Raw genomic sequence first — 18,779 nt, forward strand, 5'->3', positions numbered from 1 at the left:
AGTATATATTCTATGTATAAAATTCTTCTGAATCTTGTAATTTGTTTGCTTATCTCTCATACGATCTGGGGACAAGACGCCATCGGAAAAGTAGACTCCATCCTTTCGACAATGACTTTGGACCAAAAAATCGGACAACTGTTCATGATTGCCGCTTACAGTAACAAAGATGCCGATTATGAAAAAGAATTAGAAGAAACCATCACCCGGTATCATGTCGGAGGAATCATTTTCTTTCAAGGTTCCCCTGTTCGTCAAGCCCTTATGACCAATCATCTTCAACAACTATCTTCCATCCCTCTATTAATAGGGATGGATGCTGAAAGCGGTCTCGGCTGGAGAATAAAACAGGCTATGGAATTTCCGAATCAAACATTATTGGGAGCCATACGCGACAATGATCTTATCTATCGTATCGGACAATCGATCGGTGAAGACTGCCGCCTGTTAGGAGTTCATGTCAATTTTGCCCCGGTTGTCGATATCAATACCAATCCCAAAAACCCGATTATCGGAATACGTTCTTTCGGAGAAAAGAAAAAAAATGTAAGCCAAAAATCCATTGCTTACATGCAAGGATTGAGTTCTCAAAACGTTATGGCCGTAGCCAAACATTTCCCGGGACATGGAGATACGGATGTCGATTCGCACTTAGCCCTTCCGTTAATAAAATTCCCTGCAACGCGTCTGGATTCTGTCGAGTTATATCCCTTTAAGGAGCTCATAGAGGCCGGGGTTCCGGGAGTAATGGTTTCCCACCTGAACGTCCCGGCCTACGATACCGCCAATCTTCCCGCCTCCTTGTCCCCCCGTATCGTGACGGAACTTTTAAGAAACCAACTCCGTTTTGAAGGATTGTGTTTCACGGATGCGATGAATATGAAAGGGGTAACTCTCGGAAGAGCCAAGGGTAAAGCAGACTTGTTAGCCCTGATGGCAGGCAATAATGTTCTCCTGTTTCCGGAAAACATTGCCGCCTCAATCAAGAAAATAAAAGAAGCGATTAAAAACGGTAAAGTAAGCGAAGAGCTTATCCACGAAAGATGCAGGCAGCTCTTGTTGGCGAAAGAAAAATACATCATGCCTTCCTATTATCCGATCGATACGAACCGGCTTATCCAACGCCTGAATACGCCGCAAGATTCGGGAATCCTGCAAACGGCTTATGCCAAAGCAATTACATTAATAAAAAACAATGATCTTTTGTTACCCTTCACAAAATTAGATACGTTGCGTATGGCTTCCTTAAACTTCGGCGACAGAAAAGCGACCGCCTTCGAGAACATGCTTTCCAACTATGCACCGTGTGATCATTTTTCCATAAGTAATGAAGCTTCTCCGGAAAAAATACAACAACTACTCAAAAAATTAGCTTCATATAACTGCATTATCATATACAATAGCGCCGCGCGCAACAGCATGGCCCGGCAATTCGGAGCCTCGTTACAATTATCGAATATCATTAAAAAATTAAAAGGGAAACGCCTCGTTCTATGCCATCCGGCTACACCCTACGGCGTAGATCTATACAGCTATCTCCCCGTAGATGCAATACTTATCAGTTATAGCCACGATCTCCCGGCACAGGAATTTTCAGCTCAAGCCTTGTTCGGGGGAATCCGCATAGAAGGGAAATTACCGGTCAGTATCAACCTCAGCTATCCTGCCGGAACAGGCCTAACGACCCCTAAAATCCGATTAGGATACCATCTCCCCGTTTTAAGCGGAATGGATAACTTTGTATTACAACGCATCGACAGCATCTGCCAGGCTGCCATACAAGCAGAAGCAACTCCCGGTTGCGAGGTACTTGTGGCAAAAGACGGCTATATAGTCTATAACAAAGCCTTCGGATATCATACCTATCAAAAGAAAAAACCGAACCGGACAAACGACATTTACGACATAGCATCCGTAACAAAAATTGCGGCTACACTCCCTACCACAATGATGCTTTACGATGAAAAAAAAATAGCGTTGGATTCACCGATTTCCCGTTACTATCCACCAATCATACAAACGAACAAGGCAAATATTACAATTAGAGAAATTCTCCTGCATATGGCCGCCTTAAAACCGGCCGTTTCTTTTTTTTATCATGCCATAGATAAAGGAAAATTATCCGGTCGTTTGTTCTCTCCGCGCAGAACGAAAGAAAATTGTCAGAAATTACGAGAGCGCCTCTATCTGAACCCGCATTTCAGTTACCGGGACAGTACGTTCTGCCACGAACCCCGAGAAGATTACACTCTAATATCTCCTCATTTCTATATTCACAAACAATTTAGGGATTCCATCCATGAGATCCTACTGAATAGCGAATTATTGCCGCAAAAAAAATACGCGTACAGCGATATCGGATTCGTTCTTTTAAAAGATATTTCGGAATCACAGACATCGACCTCTTTCGATCGTTTTTGTAAAGAACAACTATTTAAACGCATCGGGGCAAACAACACGGCTTTTCAAGCCTATCGGACACTCAACCCGGAGCGCATCGTACCTTCGGCGGAAGATCAGGTTTTTAGGAAATCCCTACTGAAAGGATATGTACACGATCCCATTGCAGCCCTACTAAACGGAATATCCGGAAATGCAGGTCTTTTTACGAACACCGGAGACTTAGCCAAAATCATGGCAATGTATCTGAATCACGGCGAATACGGGGGAGAACGCTTCATCGACTCGGCAACCGTAGCCCTTTTCACAAGCACCCAATTACCCGCAAAACTAAATCGCCGGGGATTAGGCTTTGACAAACCTGAACAGGATGCCTCTAAAACCAGCCCCGCTTGCGCGGCGGCTCCCCTGTCCAGTTACGGACACAGCGGTTTTACAGGTACAATCGCCTGGAACGATCCGGATAATAAAATGATATACATATTTTTATCGAACCGAACGTTCCCCAATGAATACAACGATAAACTTATTCAAGAAAACATCCGTACCAAAATCCAAGAAGTTCTTTACAAGGCATTATCAACACCGACACAAGCCCCCCTTTACACCCCTTAATTACGGAAATAATTCTTTATATTTAGAATGATTTTAAAATAGCCGAAAGCGTTCCATATGCCGGAAAAAAAGGTACTTTTGTTGACGCAAAAGAATTTAAATAGTTATCAATAAATAGACTTAATTATGAGTAATTTCTTAACATCGTCGATCGGGAAAAAGATCATTCTGAGTTTATCGGGTCTTTTTCTTATTGCGTTTTTGTGCATTCACTTGGCACTAAATCTACTTTTAATTGTGGATAATAGTGGTGAGTTATTTAACATCGGAGCTCATTTCATGGCAACCAATCCATTAATCAAAATCATCGAACCGATTTTGGCTTTGGGATTTATCATTCACATCGTATTAGCCTCCATCTTAACGCTCCAAAACAGAAGTGCACGTCCAGTCAAGTACGATTTGCGGAACCAAGCAGGTAACTGTACCTGGTCTTCCAGAAATATGTACATCCTGGGAGGACTGGTTTTAATCTTTTTGGTTGTACACCTCTGGAACTTCTGGTGGAAAATTAAGTTTGCAGGAGATCCTCTTTTAACGGAAATCAACGTGGATGGAGTGGCCATGGAAAACACTTACGCTTTGGTAGCAGGATTATTTAAATCCAGCATCATCTACGGTTTGATTTATATCTTAGGCGGTGTATTCTTAGGTCTTCATCTCACTCACGGATTTTGGTCGGCATTTCAATCCATCGGTTTTTGTAATCAGATATGGAGAAAACGATTGGAATGTCTTGCTAAAATTTTCGCGATTATCATTGCCGCAGGATTCAGTATTATCCCACTCTATTTTATTTTGGGTTTAGGTGGTAATTAATAACCGCTAAGTTCCTATGAGAAATCTGAATCTAAAAATCAAAATTAAAACTTATTCGTTATGACAAAATTAGACGCAAAAATACCTGCAGGACCGTTAGTAGAAAAATGGTCGAACCATAAAGCTCATATTGGTGTTGTCAGTCCTGCTAATAAAAGGAAATTAGATATTATTGTCGTAGGTACCGGACTTGCCGGCGGATCCGCGGCTGCCAGTCTTGCAGAACTTGGCTATAACGTTCTCGCTTTCTGTTATCAGGATTCCCCCCGCCGGGCTCACTCCATCGCCGCACAAGGTGGTATTAATGCAGCAAAAAACTACACGAACGATAACGACTCCGTTTATAGGTTGTTTTACGAAACCATTAAAGGAGGAGACTATCGGGCCCGTGAAGCTAACGTATATCGTCTGGCAGAAGTAAGTAATGCCATCATCGACCAATGCGTGGCTCAAGGAGTTCCTTTCGCGCGTGATTACGGCGGCCTCTTGGCTAACCGTTCATTCGGAGGTGCTTTGGTTAGCCGTACGTTCTATGCCCGCGGTCAAACCGGACAACAATTATTGCTTGGCTGTTACGGAGCCATGAATCGCCAAATCGAAAAAGGACAAATTAAAGTATATAACCGCCATGAAGTTTTAGACGTAGTTCTTATCGAGGGAAAAGCAAGAGGAGTCATCGCACGCGACTTGGTAACCGGTAGAATCGAGCGTTTCGGCGCACACGCCGTTGTACTGGCAACCGGAGGTTACGGTAACGTGTTCTTCCTCTCGACAAACGCCATGGGATGTAACGGAAGTGCCGCATGGCAAGCTTACAAACGAGGTGCATTTTTCGCCAATCCTTGTTTCGTACAAATTCACCCGACCTGTATTCCGGTACACGGAGAACAACAAAGTAAACTGACGCTGATGTCCGAGTCATTACGTAATGACGGTCGTGTTTGGGTTCCGAAAAAAATAGAAGATGCTAAGAAATTACAGGCCGGAACTCTGAACCCGAACGATATACCCGATGAAGATCGCGACTTCTACTTGGAACGTCGTTATCCGGCATTCGGAAACTTAGTTCCTCGCGACGTGGCCTCCCGTGCCGCCAAAGAGAGATGCGATGCCGGATTCGGAGTAAATAACACGGGTAAAGCCGTGTTCCTGGATTTCAAATACGCCATCGACCGTTTGGGAAAAGAGACCATCGAAAAACGTTACGGAAACTTGTTCCAGATGTACGAAAAGATCACGGCTGTCGATCCTTACAACAACCCGATGATGATCTACCCGGCTATCCACTACACCATGGGAGGTCTTTGGGTAGACTACAACCTGATGACTACCATTCCGGGTTTGTATGCCATTGGAGAATGTAACTTCTCTGACCACGGCGCCAACCGCCTCGGTGCTTCTGCCTTGATGCAAGGCTTGGCCGACGGTTATTTCGTACTGCCGTATACCATCGGTGATTATTTGGCAAAAGATATTCAAACACCGAAAATTAAAACCAATACACCGGAATTCGATGAAGCAGAAAAACGGGTAACCGACCGTTTGCGCAAACTATACGATATAAAAGGAAGTAAGTCTCCGGATCATTTCCACAAACTATTAGGACATATCATGTGGGACTATATCGGAATGGCACGTGACGCGGAAGGTTTGCAAAAAGCAATAAAATTAATTGCCGAACTAAAAGAAGAGTTTTACAAGGATCTTCGTATCACCGGAGAATTCACCGCTATGAACAACGAGTTGGAGAAAGCCGGACGTATAGCAGATTTCTTAGAGATCGCCGATCTGATGGCTCACGATGCCTTGGATCGTAACGAATCTTGCGGTGGACACTGCCGTTTGGAATCTGTTACGGAAGAAGGCGAAGCAAAACGGGACGACGAGCATTACCAATATGTTTCCGCGTGGGAATATAAAGGAGAAGGTACAGCTCCCGAATTGCACAAGGAACCCCTTGTATTCGAAAATATTGAAGTAACCCAACGCTCTTATAAATAATGACAATTCAAATTGTAGGCATCGACATGAATAAATTACCTGCAATTCAGCATTTAAAACAAAATTGGTTATGGCAGATAAAATATTAAAAGAACTAACTCTGAAGATCTGGCGTCAAAAAGATGCCAAATCCAAAGGCGGGTTTGAAACATACAAAATCCATGATATCTCTACCGGCACTTCATTCCTTGAAATGTTGGATATCCTCAACGAACAGCTTGTAAGCGAGAACAAAGAACCGGTTGCATTTGACCACGATTGCCGCGAAGGTATTTGCGGAACATGCAGTCTGTTTATCGACGGTCGTGCTCACGGACCGGACGATGACGTGACTACCTGTCAATTGCATATGCGCCGTTTCGAGGACGGAGCGACCATCACGATCGAACCTTGGCGTTGCGGAGCTTTCCCCGTAATCAAAGACTTAATCGTTGACCGCGGAGCATACGAGAAGATTTTGCAAGCAGGCGGATATGTATCCGTGAACACGGGAGGCGTTCCTGATGGTAACGCGATTCCTATCGCTAACGAAAAAGCAGAAGAAGCCATGGATGCGGCAGCCTGCATCGGATGCGGCGCTTGTGCAGCAACCTGTAAAAACTCTTCAGCCATGCTTTTCGTTGCAGCTAAAGTCTCACAATTGGCATTATTGCCTCAAGGTAAAATCGAAGCGGCACGCCGGGCAAAAGCCATGGTTGCCAAAATGGACGAACTCGGATTCGGAAACTGTACCAATACAGGGGCCTGTGAATCCGAATGCCCCAAGAGTATCTCTATCGAGCATATAGCCCGTCTGAACAGAGAATACCTGAAAGCAAAATTAAAAGACTAAATAAGAATTTTTTCGCGAAGAAGAGGTCGGAAGATTTTTCCGACCTCTTTCTTTATTAGTAGATTTAAAGATTCTTTTATTTAGTGATTTAATTTGAATCTCCCGATTGTAAATTTTAAATTGTAGATGGTAAATTAATCTCTGAATATCTATAACATGGGCAGTTCATAAAATCGAAATTCAATCCCTTGATCACAGAATCCTTCAACTCCTTTTATTTACAATCGTCAATCTGCAATTGATAGCACTTTAACCCCGTCCCCAAGTGCTATTATCCTGGAAATATTTGCATCGATCTGGTATCGCAAACAACCGAGACAAATCAACAAAACACTCGCGGAATTAAAAGAATTTGAAGAGAAATAGTTTCTTTTTTGCGAATAGCTTTTAAATTTGCAATGATAAAATAAACCATGAAACTATTTTATAGAGAAATCGGACAGGGAGATCCTTTGATTATTCTTCACGGTTTATGGGGCGCCTCGGAAAATTGGCTTCCCATCGCCCGTTTATTAGAGGACAGGTTCAGGGTAATCCTACCGGACGTTCGCAATCACGGTCAATCGCCGCATTCGAACGAAATGGATTACGACGTGATGAGTGACGATATCATAGAATTGATCGAATCCTTGCAATTACCGGTACGCCCCTGCATCGCCGGACACTCCATGGGCGGGAAAATAGTCATGGCCATACTCATGAAAAAACCGGAACTTATCCGCAAAGCCGTCGTCGTCGATATCGCTCCCATAGCCTACACTTCTTCCGACGGTGGAAGGCATAGTAAAATCATCGATTTCATGTCTGCCTTCAACCTTCGTGCGTATCAAACGAGAGAAGAGATAAAAAACGCTATTGAATCCCGTTTCAAAACACCCCAATCCCAGCAATTGTTTTTGAAGAATATCCGGAAAACAGAAAACGGATTCGAATGGAAAATCAATCATGAATCCATACAAAAACATTTTCAGGAAATCAGCGGCTGCCCTTCCCGTCTCCCCCTGTCGCAATACACTCGAGAGATCCTTTTCATCAAAGGAGAACATTCCGACCTTATCCCGACGGACAAGACTTTCTTGTATGAACAATTTCCGGCTGCCCGCTTCATTCAAATACCCGATTGCGGGCATTGGATCCATAGCGAACAGCCGGAAAAATTAGCACAAGCCATTAAAACATTTATTCTCCCCAAACAAAAGCTTTCGTCACATAGCTAATGGCCTGGATGTTCCGATCGGCATTAGTATCGTATCTTCCGATTCCAGGCTCATACAGGATAGCCGACAACCGTATTTTATACACCTCTCCTTTTACCAAAGAAGACAATCGATTCTCTACCTTTCCTTGTGTCGCTTCCGTTATATTCAACTCCCCCGTTCCTGCCAGCACTTCACTTTTGAAGAACGGATTATTAGTATCCAAATTTTTATCCAACACCTCAACCTGATAATATATATTCGACTCTTCAACAGGAGTCCAGGTAACGTCTATGCCCGTAGAAGTAGCCGTCGGCTTCCACTCTGCCCTTAAATCAAAGGCGTGCTCCGGAACATTCGAATCATACAAACTTTCATCGAATTTCACATTCCATTTGGAACCGATCTTACAATAAAACCTTACCCGATCGCAGTTCCCGGTGAAATCGATATTTTTCCGGTAGACCAAACTTCCAAGATAACTTTCTCTATCCAAAGGAATTTGTCCTCCTTCCGCATCCGACACGATGGCATAGGCCTCCCGGATCGAACCGTTCCCGCTTATCTTAAACTCCAGCGCTCTTTTCCAGGTTCCCTCCTCACTCGAATATTGATTAACCCAGTAAGCATCTCCGCTCAAGTTTTCCAAATAAGAAAGTCCCTCGTTGTATTCGCGGGCTCCCCATCCGTCATGCAAGGACAATATTCCCTTCCCGCATCCCAATACATTCCATGTCTTCTCTTCTCCGCTACCGTCTGTTATCCTCAAAGCATTATTTTCCAAATCCCTCCATTTTCCGGCAACCGTATCTTTCAAACCGCTATATTCCACACCAATCAAATTCCCGTTATTATCAAAACGAATCACCTCCAGTACATCATTCGTCCGGTAACCCAACTTATTGCCTATCCAACCGTTATAATACCAATTCTTACCCGTCAGATCATTCCGATTCAACACAAATTCTTTGTCGTCGCTATCGCTACACGCACCTAAAATAAGTAAAGTCATAAAGGCACCTAAAATTCTCATGTTTCCCATTTTTACTACGTTATTTTCTATTCTTAGAATCAAAATTACATTTTAAAGCGAAACTCACGCTAAGATTATGCATTTTTAATATCTTTGTCTTCATACAATAATTATGCCTAATACAAACAGAGAAGATGTTGTACCCGTTAAAATTTCATCCGATTCTAAAAAAAACACTTTGGGGAGGCCATAGGTTAGCCTATAAAAATGAGAATCACATGGAGACCGAGCACATAGGCGAAAGCTGGGAAATCTCAGCCGTACAGGAACGCGTATCCGTAGTTTCTAACGGACTTTTGGCGGGAAATGATCTTCAGGAACTGATCGAAGTATACATGGGAGACTTGGTAGGAGATCGCGTGTACGAACAATTCGGCATCGAATTCCCGTTACTTATCAAATACATCGACTCTCAGGCCGACCTCTCCATTCAGGTTCACCCCGACGACGCCACGGCTAAGGAAAGACATAACGCCTACGGGAAAACCGAAATGTGGTATATCGTGGATGTCGAAAAGGAGGCTTCCCTGATTTTAGGTTTTAATAAACCTTTGGACCAAGCGGAGTATTTACAAAAGTTACACCAAAAAAAATTGCAGGAAATTCTAAACGTGGAACACCCGCGCAAAGGAGATTGTTTTTTTCTCCCTTCCGGTTTGGTTCACTCCATCGGAAAAGGATGTTTTATCGCGGAAATACAACAAACCTCCGATATCACTTATAGAATTTATGATTACGACCGGAAAGACATAAACGGAGAACCGAGGGAATTACACACGGAATTAGCTACGAATGTTATAGACTACAACTATTACCCGAATCATAAAATCCATTATGCACCCAAAGATAACGAATCCGTGCAATTAGTCGATTGCCCTTACTTTACGACTAACCTGCTCACGTTCGACAAAAACATAGAGAAAGAATACATCCGGTTGGACTCTTTTGTCATCTATATGTGTCTACAAGGAAAGTTCACCATCACGACAGGAGAATCCGAGCCCGTGGAGGTAAAACAGGAAGAAACGGTACTTATCCCGGCCTCCCTCAAAAATTTAACCCTCTACCCCGACGAATACACCAAAGTTCTTGAGATCTATATTGACGATTGACGATTGTAAATTGAAATGCAGGGTCCAATCTACAATCGTCAATCTCTGTAATCTCCCCATCTCAGAATCACTTAATCTCAGAATCACTTAATCTCCTAATCGCAGAATCATTATATCTCCCCATTTTTTGACCAACAATTAAAGAACGGCTTTTCGGATCCTTACCAATTTTTCCAATAGCCCTTCCAATAAATCCAAACGCAACATATTGGCTCCATCCGACTTGGCCCGGCTCGGGTCCGCATGCGTTTCGATAAAGAGTCCGTCCGCACCCACGGCAATCCCGGCCTTGGCAATCGTTTCTATCAACGCCGGTTGTCCTCCCGTTACGCCAGAAGTTTGATTAGGCTGTTGCAACGAATGGGTAACATCCACCACGACAGGACATTTACAAACATTTTGCATGATTTGGACACCTCTGAAATCGACCACTAAATCCTGATAACCGAAAGTGGTTCCCCGCTCCGTTACCATAACCTCGTTATTCCCCGACTCCCTGATCTTGTCTGCTGCAAAACGCATGGCTTCCGGGGATAAAAATTGTCCCTTCTTAATATTAACGATTTTTCCGGTTTTAGCGGCAGCAACCAACAAATCCGTCTGACGGCATAAAAAAGCCGGAATCTGCAATACATCCACGTATTCTGCGGCCAACTCGGCATCTCGTTCGCTATGAATATCCGTCACCACCGGAATCCCGAACTCCCGCCTCACCTTTGCCAATATTTTCAAAGCTTTTTCATCCCCTATACCCGTAAACGAATCCAGACGCGAACGATTGGCTTTCTTGAACGATCCTTTGAAAACATACGGTATATGCAAACGCTCCGTCACTTTTTTCACATGCTCGGCAATATGCAGTGCCATCTCCTCGCCCTCGATCACGCAAGGCCCCGCCAGTAAAAAAAACATCTCTTTATCTATCAATTCCCTATACATAATCTATATCCTAATTAATTTCTATATTCTCAATTGACAACTCCTATTCTAATTGCAAATTTTAAATTGTAAACCTGATAAATTCTGTGATTCAGTGATTTAGTGATTCAAATCTCCTGATCATTTAATTTCCCAATCTCTTAATCACTTAATCCTCTAATCTCTTAATCATTATATTACTAAATCACTTAATCACTTAATCACTTAATCGCTCAATCACTTAATCGCTCAATCCTTTAATCCACCATGTTCCATTGTTACTTCTTCCATCTGTTTTTCCACCACAACGCCAACCTTTCCCATATCTTCTGTTCCTGGGCATTGGATTGAGGTCTATAAAATCTTCTGCCCTTCAACTCTTCCGGAAGATAATTTTGTTCCACGAAATTTCCCGGAAAATCATGCGGATACTTATAGTCCTGCCCGTAATTCAACTCTTTCATCAACTTCGTCGGAGCATTACGCAAATGCAGGGGGACAGGCGAATTACCCGTATTATGAACAGCCTCCATTGCCGCACCGATAGCTAAATAAGCCGAATTACTTTTCGGTGACGTTGCTAAATAGATAACGCATTCGGCCAAAGGAATACGAGCTTCCGGCATTCCGATCTTATGAACCGCCTCAAAACAGGCATTGGCAATCAACATGGCATTCGGATTGGCCAAACCGATATCCTCCGAAGCGGATATGATCAACCGGCGGGCAATGAATTTCGGATCCTCCCCTCCCATCAGCATACGAGCCATCCAATACAGGGCGGCATCCGGATCTCCTCCCCGGACAGACTTTATCATGGCCGACACGATATCGTAATGCTGTTCCCCGTCCTTATCATACATCAAAGGGTTCTCATGCAACTCCCGGTGTACGGCTTCATTGTCTATGACGATGTCCCCCTCTCCTAATCCGTTGACCACCAGCTCCAATATATTCAACAATTTCCGGGCATCTCCCCCACTATACGAGATCATCGCCTCTTTCTCCTTCACCACAATACGGCGGGTACTCAAGTAAAAATCTTTTTGGATAGCCCGGTCTATCAATTTCTCCAAATCGACTCTCTCCTGCGCTTTCAACACGTAAACCTGACATCTGGACAACAAAGGGGAAATAACCTCAAAAGAGGGATTTTCCGTGGTCGCTCCTATCAATGTCACCGTACCCTTCTCCACGGCAGCCAACAACGAATCCTGTTGTGCTTTGGAAAACCGATGGATTTCATCGATAAATAAAATAGGATTCGGGGTATTGAAGAACCGTTGACTTTCCGCCTTCTGAATCACCTCCCGAACATCCTTAACTCCCGAACTCACAGCACTCAACACGTAAAAAGGACGTTGCAACTGCTCCGCGATAATCATGGCCAAAGTAGTCTTCCCGACCCCGGGAGGTCCCCACAAAATAAAAGAAGAGACAACCCCGGAATCGATCATCTTCCGAAGTACCTTACCCGGCCCCACCAAATGTTGCTGACCGATGTAATCTTCTAAAGATTTCGGCCGCATTCGCTCTGCTAACGGTTTGTTATCCATCTCAATCCTTCTTAGTAAATCGTAGATTTTAAATCAAGGAAATTCTGTGTTTCTGTGATTAAATTCGAATCTCTTAATCCTTCCATCACCTAATCGCTAAATCTTTTAATCGCTAAATCTCTCAATCTACAATCATCTAATCACTTAATCCTCTAATCTACAATTTCAAATTTACAATCGTCAATTGTAAATCGTCATTTATCCACACAAAGATAACACAATATTTCCAACGAAATAAAAAAAAGCGGGTGATACCTCTCACCCGCCTATATTACAGCACACTACAGCTTTTAATCTTCTTTTTTCGGCAATTCGCCATTAATAGCAGCTTTCACCACCCCGATAGCTTCTTCTAAACCTTCTGCAAACTTCTCGAAATCTTCCTTATACAAAAATACTTTATGCTTCTCGTAACTCGGATTTCCGTCTTTATCAAATTTCTTTTTACTCTCGGTAATAGTAAGATAATAATCACTATTACGGGTTGCCTTCACATCAAAGAAATAGGTTCTTTTCCCTGCTTTCACTGCGTTAGAATAGATCTCCTCTCTATCAATCGTATCCATTCCTTCATTTTGTTCGTATCCTTCCATTGCTTTTGAATTTTATTTGACTTTGCTGCTCAAATGTAGGAAAAACAAAGTAAAAATAAACTTTTTTAATCCTTTTTTTTTAACCTTTCTCCCCGATCAACGTAAAAAAAAGAATAGTATCATTTATACAGAATAAAATTTACCTTTTTCGAGCTATATATGCTTCAAAAAGCTAATTTTGAACTTATATTTTAAAATCCATATAAAAATGATCTGGAAAATTTTTCTCATCGTTCTCGTACTAATCGGATTGGCTGTTATCGGCCTGGGTATCTCCACTTTTTTTTCCAAAAAGAAAAAATTCCCGGAAACTCATATCGGACGCAATAAAGCCATGAACGACCGGGGAATCAGTTGTGCAGCCACGACCGATCGCAAAGAACGGGCGACCTACAAACCGATAGAGATTAAGAAGAACGACTAAATAGGTGAAAGTCTATAAGGACTGTATCTATTCAGTACATCACTCTCTTTTGATTTTAAAAAGTCCTCCAACAACTCGATTTGTCTCAAGGAGTGAATGTCGCCCGACAAATAATCGATCAAACCTCTTTTCAATAAAACGTAAGCCCCTTTCCGGGCCTCTTTTCCGTAATACCCCGTGAACGACAAAAGGTTGACCTGCAAGCGGCATCCTTTACCTTTCAACTTCCGGCACGCTTTCTCAATATCCTCACCGTAAAAACGATAACGTTCCGGATGGGCCAACACCGGTTCGAAGCCCTCGGTTTGCAATTGAAATAACAACTCCTCGAAATAAAGAGAAGGAGCTAAAAAGCTATGTTCAAGCAACACGCGTTCCCCCCCGGATGCCATGATTTGTTTTTGCCCGATCAAATCGAACATATACCTTCCGACCCGATATTCAGCTCCGATATCGGCATCCAAACGAATATCCTCCCGCTTCAAACGCTTCTCCAACTCTTCCCATCGTTTTCCTATATTCTCCGGTCCGTTCATCAGCAAGGGATAAACGATATGCGGGGTAAACGTGAAGCGCTTCACGCCCAATTTCAACATACGCTTCACGATCTCCGCCGCTTCCTCCACGGTTTTTACACCGTCATCCAATCCCGGCAAAATGTGCGAATGCAAATCGTGCCCGTAAAAGAAATACTGCTTCACCGAACGTTTCCTGAAAAACATAAGCTTTCAAATTTTCACGACAACGCCCTCTTGCAACCGGTACTTTTCCCCGCTTTCCGGACAAACAGCCACACCTTCCGCGTCAAAAATCAACCGGTACCCGTACTCGCTCATCCACCCCGTCTGCCGGGCCGGATTCCCTATCACGAGAGCATAATCGGGAACCGTTTTGGTCACGACCGCCCCCGCCCCGATAAAAGCATATCTGCCGATATCGTGACCGCAAACGATCGTAGCGTTGGCCCCGATCGTGGCTCCCCTCTTTACAAGGGTTTTGGCGTATTGAGATTTCCGGTTCACGGCACTCCTCGGGTTCACCACGTTGGTAAAAACACAGGAAGGCCCTAAAAACACATCGTCCTCGCAGGTTACACCCGTGTAAACGGATACGTTATTTTGTACCTTCACGTTATCTCCCAACACCACCCCCGGAGAGATCACCACGTTCTGGCCGATATTACAATTCTTTCCCAATATACAACCGTCCATGATATGGCTAAAATGCCATATTTTACAACCGCTCCCGATCCGGCACTCCTTATCGATTACCGCTGTCTCGTGCGCAAAAAATTCAGTCTTCATCTCTCTTTGTATTTTGTCCGTAACCATAACCGTATTTAGCCCCGTAACCGTATCCGTAACCGCCCCGTCTGATCTTTATCCCGTTGACGACGATCCCCAGGTTAGGCAATCGTTTTTTCTTTTCCAAATCCGTAACCAACCTTAAATCTTTCCGATCCAACAGGTGAGCCCGTACGACATACACGCAGGCATCGGCCAACCGGCTTAATGTAAAGCCTTCCGCCAAAATACCCAAGGGAGGCGTATCCAACACGATGCAATCGAATTCTTCCTTTAATTCCGTTATCAACTCTTCCATCCGGGGACTGGCTATCAACTGGGTAGGATTAGGAGGTACGCTTCCCCCGAATATAGCGTAAAGACAATCGTCTATCTTATTTATAATGTTCTTTTTATCATTTTCCATTCCGGCCAAGTAGGCGGACAATCCTTTATGATGATCGCATTTAAGATAGAGATCCATCTTCGGATCTCGCAAATCACAACCGATAGCGATCGTCTTTTTACCGGATTTGGCATAAGCGTTGGCCAAATGGGCAGAAACAAGAGATTTACCCTCTTGAGGAATGGTCGAAGTCACCATGATAACGGGACATTCCGCCTGTCGTACCATATAATTCAAGTTCTCCCGGATCAGATGCATGGATTCCGACATCATAAAATTCTCCTGAAAAACATCCCTCTCTCCTTCCGGCATTTCAGGCGTACTTCCCAATACAGGAGCGTTCACGGCCTTCTCGACATCTTCGGTATCCCGCACCTTGGAGTCCAACACATCCAATAGAAATATTCCCCCGAAAGGCAATGCAACTCCCAACACCAACCCGATCAACAGAATCATGGATTTTTTCGGTGATACGGGACTCCCTTGCGTGTTCGGGTCTTCTATGATTTTCGCCATGGGTACGTACATCAATTTGGCGATCTCCGCTTCCTCCCGCTTTTGCATCAGGAACAGGAAAAGATTCTCCTTCAACCCCTGTTGCCGGGAGATCTCCCGGTATTGTTTCTCCTGCGTGGGTACCGACGTCAGTTTCTTATCCACCAACTGATTCTCTTTCTCCAAACTTTGTATCTTGATCTCCAATCCTTTCTCCACATTCTCTATCGCCATCCGGATATTCTCTTTCAATCCCCTTAACTGACTCTCTATTCCTTTTATCAAGGGGTTACTCTCCCGGGCCGTCTGCAACAATTTATTCCTTCGCAGGATCATCTCGTTATACTTCCCGATGCCGTTGTTCAACGCGACATCCGCCAACCCCAAGTTCTCGGGCAGCAAATGAAACCCAGCTTTCTGATCCAAAAAATCCCGTACGCTCCTCACCACGTCCAAATCAGTCTCTAATTTCAACAACTCGGCCCCGGCCGATTTTTTCCGTTCCATAATAAAAGTTGCATCCGAAGCCAAATCAGTCAGACGATTCTGTTTTTTAAAGTTTTCTGCCCTATCCTCGATTTCACTTAATTCCTGATTGATCACCTCTAACCGGCTATTGATAAAATCCACCGTATTTGTCGATACAATCCGCTTATTACTCACCCCGTTATCGTTATACGCCGCAATCAACCGATAAATCAAATCAATGGCCCGGGGAGGCAATTCGTCCTTCACGGAAAGTCCGACGGCATTGGTATTCTTCTCCAAATTACTTATATCGAGTTTTCCGTAAAATACATCCGTGGCCACAGGGAAAGAATTGATACTCACCCGGTATTCTCCCTCTTTTACGTTCGCGGGCTCTTTCTCTATCGAAATCGAATACCCCCCTACCGTTATCCTTTCCGAGTAGTTTCCCTTAAAAACAGATTCTCCCTCCGGGGTTAAAACTTCCACCCGATCATCTTTCCCTATACTCACATAAAACGAGGTATCCCGGATATTTTCCGGGTAATCGATCAAAATACGAAACGGGGCATTTTTATAAAATTCCTTTTCCCTTATTCCCCCTTCTTCAAAATAACGTACATTTAAATCCAACTCCTTCACCACCTCCCGCATCAGATTTTTCGAACGTAATTCGATCATCTCGTTTTCCACGAACACATCCCCCTGGAAAAAGCCCAACTCTTTCATCATGGCATTGGTTCCCAGCTCTCCCTTTCTCGAATCGTTTATCATTACTTTCGTTTCCACGTTATACACGGGAACCCGACTCATATAGTAATAAATAGCTCCACCTAAACACAACGGTACACTAATTGCAAACCACCACCATCTATACAGGATCTTGTTAAGAAACTTGCGGAAATCAAAATTTTCCTCCTCTTCCACCAAAAACAGATCATTGTTCAACTCATTCATAAGCCTGATATTATTTTACACACACTATTACCTGACAATTAAAGCGATTATCGCCACCATCGTGGAGACGCTCGACAATATATAGGGTAGGAAAGCACCCGCATTTCCCCCGGCTATCCGTCCCCGGTTCGGCTCCACGTAAATCACGTCATTCTGCCGCAAAAAGAAAAAAGGAGTATCCATAAACTCCGTAGAGGTCAGATCGATCCGGGCAAACTGCTTCTCTCCGTCCACTTCCCGCACGACCAACACGTTTTTCCGTTTGGCATTAATCTGCAAATCCCCCGCCATTCCCAAAGCATCCAGAATGGAAATACGCTCTCCCAACACCTTATAGCTTCCCGGATTTTTCACCTCTCCCAATACGGTCACCCTGAAATTCAAATATTGTACGGTCACGATCGGATTCTTCAAATATTTACCCAATCGCTCCTTCAGCGAATCGGCCAACTCGTTTCGGGTCATTCCCATCACCCTCAATTTACCCAACACGGGAAAATCGATACTTCCCTCCTTATCGACAAGATATCCCTGGGGAACCTGTTGATTAGACGAACCTACCGTCTCCCTCCCCAAACCGATCATCGGCGTATTAAAAGGAAGTGCCGCCTCCACATCGTCACAGGAAACGATGATCGACAACAGATCATCCGGCTGAATCACCGTTTTATACTCGCACTCGGCTTTAATTCGTTTATTCACGTCGGCATCCTGTAAATAAACCACCTTTTTACTCGATCCGCAGGAGGCACACAACAGGCCCCCCAACAGAATCCACACTCCATTTTTCAAAAGTCCCATATAATTAAAATTTATTGATTTAACGAAAGTCGAATAGACCTGAAAATTTATTTTTGATTTATGATTCAGTCCGTGATTTTGCCATCTTTAAATCGTAAATCTAAAATCCAAAATCGTAAATCTTTTTAATCTCAGAATCCCTTAATTCATTTTTCTACTACCCGTTACGATTTTTCTCGGTAATGTCATTCATTACCGTCCATATTTTTTGTTTATTCCTCCAAATTAATTTTAGGAAACAGAGTAACTATTCAGAGAGATTATTTAAGAAATAGTTCAGATAAGTTCTCAAAATATCAGGATTTCTCCTTACATCCCAGATCATTGCAATATAAATTTTATCAGAACTCAAACAATAAAAAATTTTAGTTCTCTTATTGACGATCACTACACGTAAAGATTTTATTTCTCCCAATTTAACCTCTTTACCGATTAAAGGAGAATCTTTTAATAACGTAATTTTTTGATAAAGCGTTGCACGAACTCTCGAGGCTACCTGATGACTCCAAGATTGATTCAAATAAAAAATCAAATCCTTTAACGTAGTAATAGCCAAATCAGTCCACACTACTTCCATCCCATTTTTTTATCTATTTCATCAAACACTTCTTCCGTGGTGTAAAAAGGTCCTCCTTTGGCGATCAGTTTATCGGTATAATCAGCAACTTGCTGCAACAACTCTTCAGGCAATTCATATTCCTTCACTTTCTCTTCTTGTTTTAGTAATGAATTGACAAAAGAATAAACCTCTTTGAGTTTATCTTCATTTAATTCCATCACTTTGCGAAGGATATCAACCCGTAGTGTATCTGCTGTCATTGCTTTCATAGTCTTTCTCCTTATTCTTACAAATATAGAAAATAATTTTGT

Annotated in this window: 17 protein-coding genes; 7 read left to right on the forward strand and 10 right to left on the reverse strand. The window is 43.2% G+C overall.

The window, feature by feature from the left end:
- The first annotated feature begins 12 nt into the window (after positions 1 to 12).
- From BN3283_RS10045 to BN3283_RS10065, 5 genes are all read left to right on the forward strand, one after another.
- The gene (locus tag BN3283_RS10045; protein WP_059026561.1) at positions 13 to 3,015 is read left to right on the forward strand and encodes a serine hydrolase domain-containing protein; all 3,003 of its coding nucleotides are present in this window, start codon (positions 13 to 15) and stop codon (positions 3,013 to 3,015) included.
- A 126-nt stretch (positions 3,016 to 3,141) separates the two neighbouring features.
- Positions 3,142 to 3,834 carry a succinate dehydrogenase cytochrome b subunit gene (locus BN3283_RS10050; RefSeq protein WP_041502931.1) on the forward strand — a complete coding sequence of 231 codons (693 nt, stop codon included), beginning with the start codon at positions 3,142 to 3,144 and terminating at the stop codon, positions 3,832 to 3,834.
- A 60-nt stretch (positions 3,835 to 3,894) separates the two neighbouring features.
- On the forward strand, positions 3,895 to 5,835 hold the full coding sequence (locus tag BN3283_RS10055; RefSeq protein WP_041502930.1) for a fumarate reductase/succinate dehydrogenase flavoprotein subunit: 1,941 nt from the start codon (positions 3,895 to 3,897) through the stop codon (positions 5,833 to 5,835).
- A gap of 70 nt (positions 5,836 to 5,905) precedes the next feature.
- Positions 5,906 to 6,667: a succinate dehydrogenase/fumarate reductase iron-sulfur subunit gene (locus BN3283_RS10060; RefSeq protein WP_041502929.1), complete on the forward strand. Its 762-nt coding sequence runs from the start codon at positions 5,906 to 5,908 to the stop codon at positions 6,665 to 6,667.
- A 413-nt stretch (positions 6,668 to 7,080) separates the two neighbouring features.
- The gene (locus tag BN3283_RS10065) at positions 7,081 to 7,884 is read left to right on the forward strand and encodes an alpha/beta fold hydrolase (protein WP_059026562.1); all 804 of its coding nucleotides are present in this window, start codon (positions 7,081 to 7,083) and stop codon (positions 7,882 to 7,884) included.
- On the opposite strand, the gene BN3283_RS10070 is transcribed toward BN3283_RS10065, so the two are convergent.
- On the reverse strand, positions 7,847 to 8,896 hold the full coding sequence (locus tag BN3283_RS10070) for a hypothetical protein (protein ID WP_147625578.1): 1,050 nt from the start codon (positions 8,894 to 8,896) through the stop codon (positions 7,847 to 7,849). The two genes, BN3283_RS10065 and BN3283_RS10070, sit on opposite strands and share 38 nt — an antisense overlap.
- A 134-nt stretch (positions 8,897 to 9,030) precedes the next feature.
- On the opposite strand from BN3283_RS10070, the gene manA reads away from it, so the two are divergent.
- A complete protein-coding gene (gene manA, locus BN3283_RS10075; RefSeq protein WP_059026564.1) occupies positions 9,031 to 10,008 on the forward strand; it encodes a mannose-6-phosphate isomerase, class I in 978 nt (325 codons plus the stop codon).
- A 138-nt stretch (positions 10,009 to 10,146) separates the two neighbouring features.
- Here manA and kdsA read toward each other — a convergent pair whose 3' ends face one another.
- The 3 genes from kdsA to BN3283_RS10090 form a co-directional block, all read right to left on the reverse strand.
- On the reverse strand, positions 10,147 to 10,947 hold the full coding sequence (kdsA, locus tag BN3283_RS10080; RefSeq protein ID WP_041502926.1) for a 3-deoxy-8-phosphooctulonate synthase: 801 nt from the start codon (positions 10,945 to 10,947) through the stop codon (positions 10,147 to 10,149).
- 257 nt (positions 10,948 to 11,204) lie between these two features.
- Positions 11,205 to 12,482: a replication-associated recombination protein A gene (locus BN3283_RS10085; protein ID WP_041502925.1), complete on the reverse strand. Its 1,278-nt coding sequence runs from the start codon at positions 12,480 to 12,482 to the stop codon at positions 11,205 to 11,207.
- A 290-nt stretch (positions 12,483 to 12,772) separates the two neighbouring features.
- Positions 12,773 to 13,075, reverse strand: a complete 303-nt coding sequence (locus tag BN3283_RS10090) for a DUF3276 family protein (RefSeq protein ID WP_041502924.1) — start codon at positions 13,073 to 13,075, stop codon at positions 12,773 to 12,775.
- Positions 13,076 to 13,283: 208 nt separating this feature from the next.
- Here BN3283_RS10090 and BN3283_RS10095 point away from each other — a divergent pair, with 208 nt between their 5' ends.
- Positions 13,284 to 13,499, forward strand: a complete 216-nt coding sequence (locus BN3283_RS10095) for a hypothetical protein (protein WP_041502923.1) — start codon at positions 13,284 to 13,286, stop codon at positions 13,497 to 13,499.
- Here the strand turns inward: BN3283_RS10095 and BN3283_RS10100 are convergent.
- The 6 genes from BN3283_RS10100 to BN3283_RS10125 all read right to left on the reverse strand — a co-directional run bounded on the left by BN3283_RS10100 (position 13,496) and on the right by BN3283_RS10125 (position 18,737).
- Entirely contained in the window at positions 13,496 to 14,221 is a 726-nt protein-coding gene (locus BN3283_RS10100; RefSeq protein ID WP_059026565.1) for a tyrosine-protein phosphatase, read from the reverse strand. The genes BN3283_RS10095 and BN3283_RS10100 overlap by 4 nt on opposite strands.
- Positions 14,222 to 14,227: 6 nt before the next feature.
- Entirely contained in the window at positions 14,228 to 14,803 is a 576-nt protein-coding gene (locus tag BN3283_RS10105; protein WP_059026566.1) for an acyltransferase, read from the reverse strand.
- Positions 14,793 to 17,108 (reverse strand): GumC family protein, encoded by a 2,316-nt coding sequence (locus BN3283_RS10110; protein WP_059026567.1) that lies wholly within the window; start codon positions 17,106 to 17,108, stop codon positions 14,793 to 14,795. Before BN3283_RS10110 ends, BN3283_RS10105 begins: the two co-directional genes overlap by 11 nt.
- A 27-nt stretch (positions 17,109 to 17,135) precedes the next feature.
- Positions 17,136 to 17,909, reverse strand: a complete 774-nt coding sequence (locus tag BN3283_RS10115) for a polysaccharide biosynthesis/export family protein (RefSeq protein ID WP_059026568.1) — start codon at positions 17,907 to 17,909, stop codon at positions 17,136 to 17,138.
- A 247-nt stretch (positions 17,910 to 18,156) separates the two neighbouring features.
- Complete coding sequence (locus tag BN3283_RS10120) at positions 18,157 to 18,486, reverse strand: type II toxin-antitoxin system RelE/ParE family toxin (RefSeq protein ID WP_059026569.1); 330 nt, start codon at positions 18,484 to 18,486, stop codon at positions 18,157 to 18,159.
- On the reverse strand, positions 18,477 to 18,737 hold the full coding sequence (locus BN3283_RS10125) for a hypothetical protein (protein ID WP_059026570.1): 261 nt from the start codon (positions 18,735 to 18,737) through the stop codon (positions 18,477 to 18,479). Before BN3283_RS10125 ends, BN3283_RS10120 begins: the two co-directional genes overlap by 10 nt.
- Between the last annotated feature and the right edge of the window lie 42 nt (positions 18,738 to 18,779).

This window comes from Gabonibacter massiliensis, from assembly GCA_001487125.1.
In the GTDB taxonomy this organism is placed as follows: Bacteria; Bacteroidota; Bacteroidia; order Bacteroidales; family Marinifilaceae; genus Gabonibacter; species Gabonibacter massiliensis.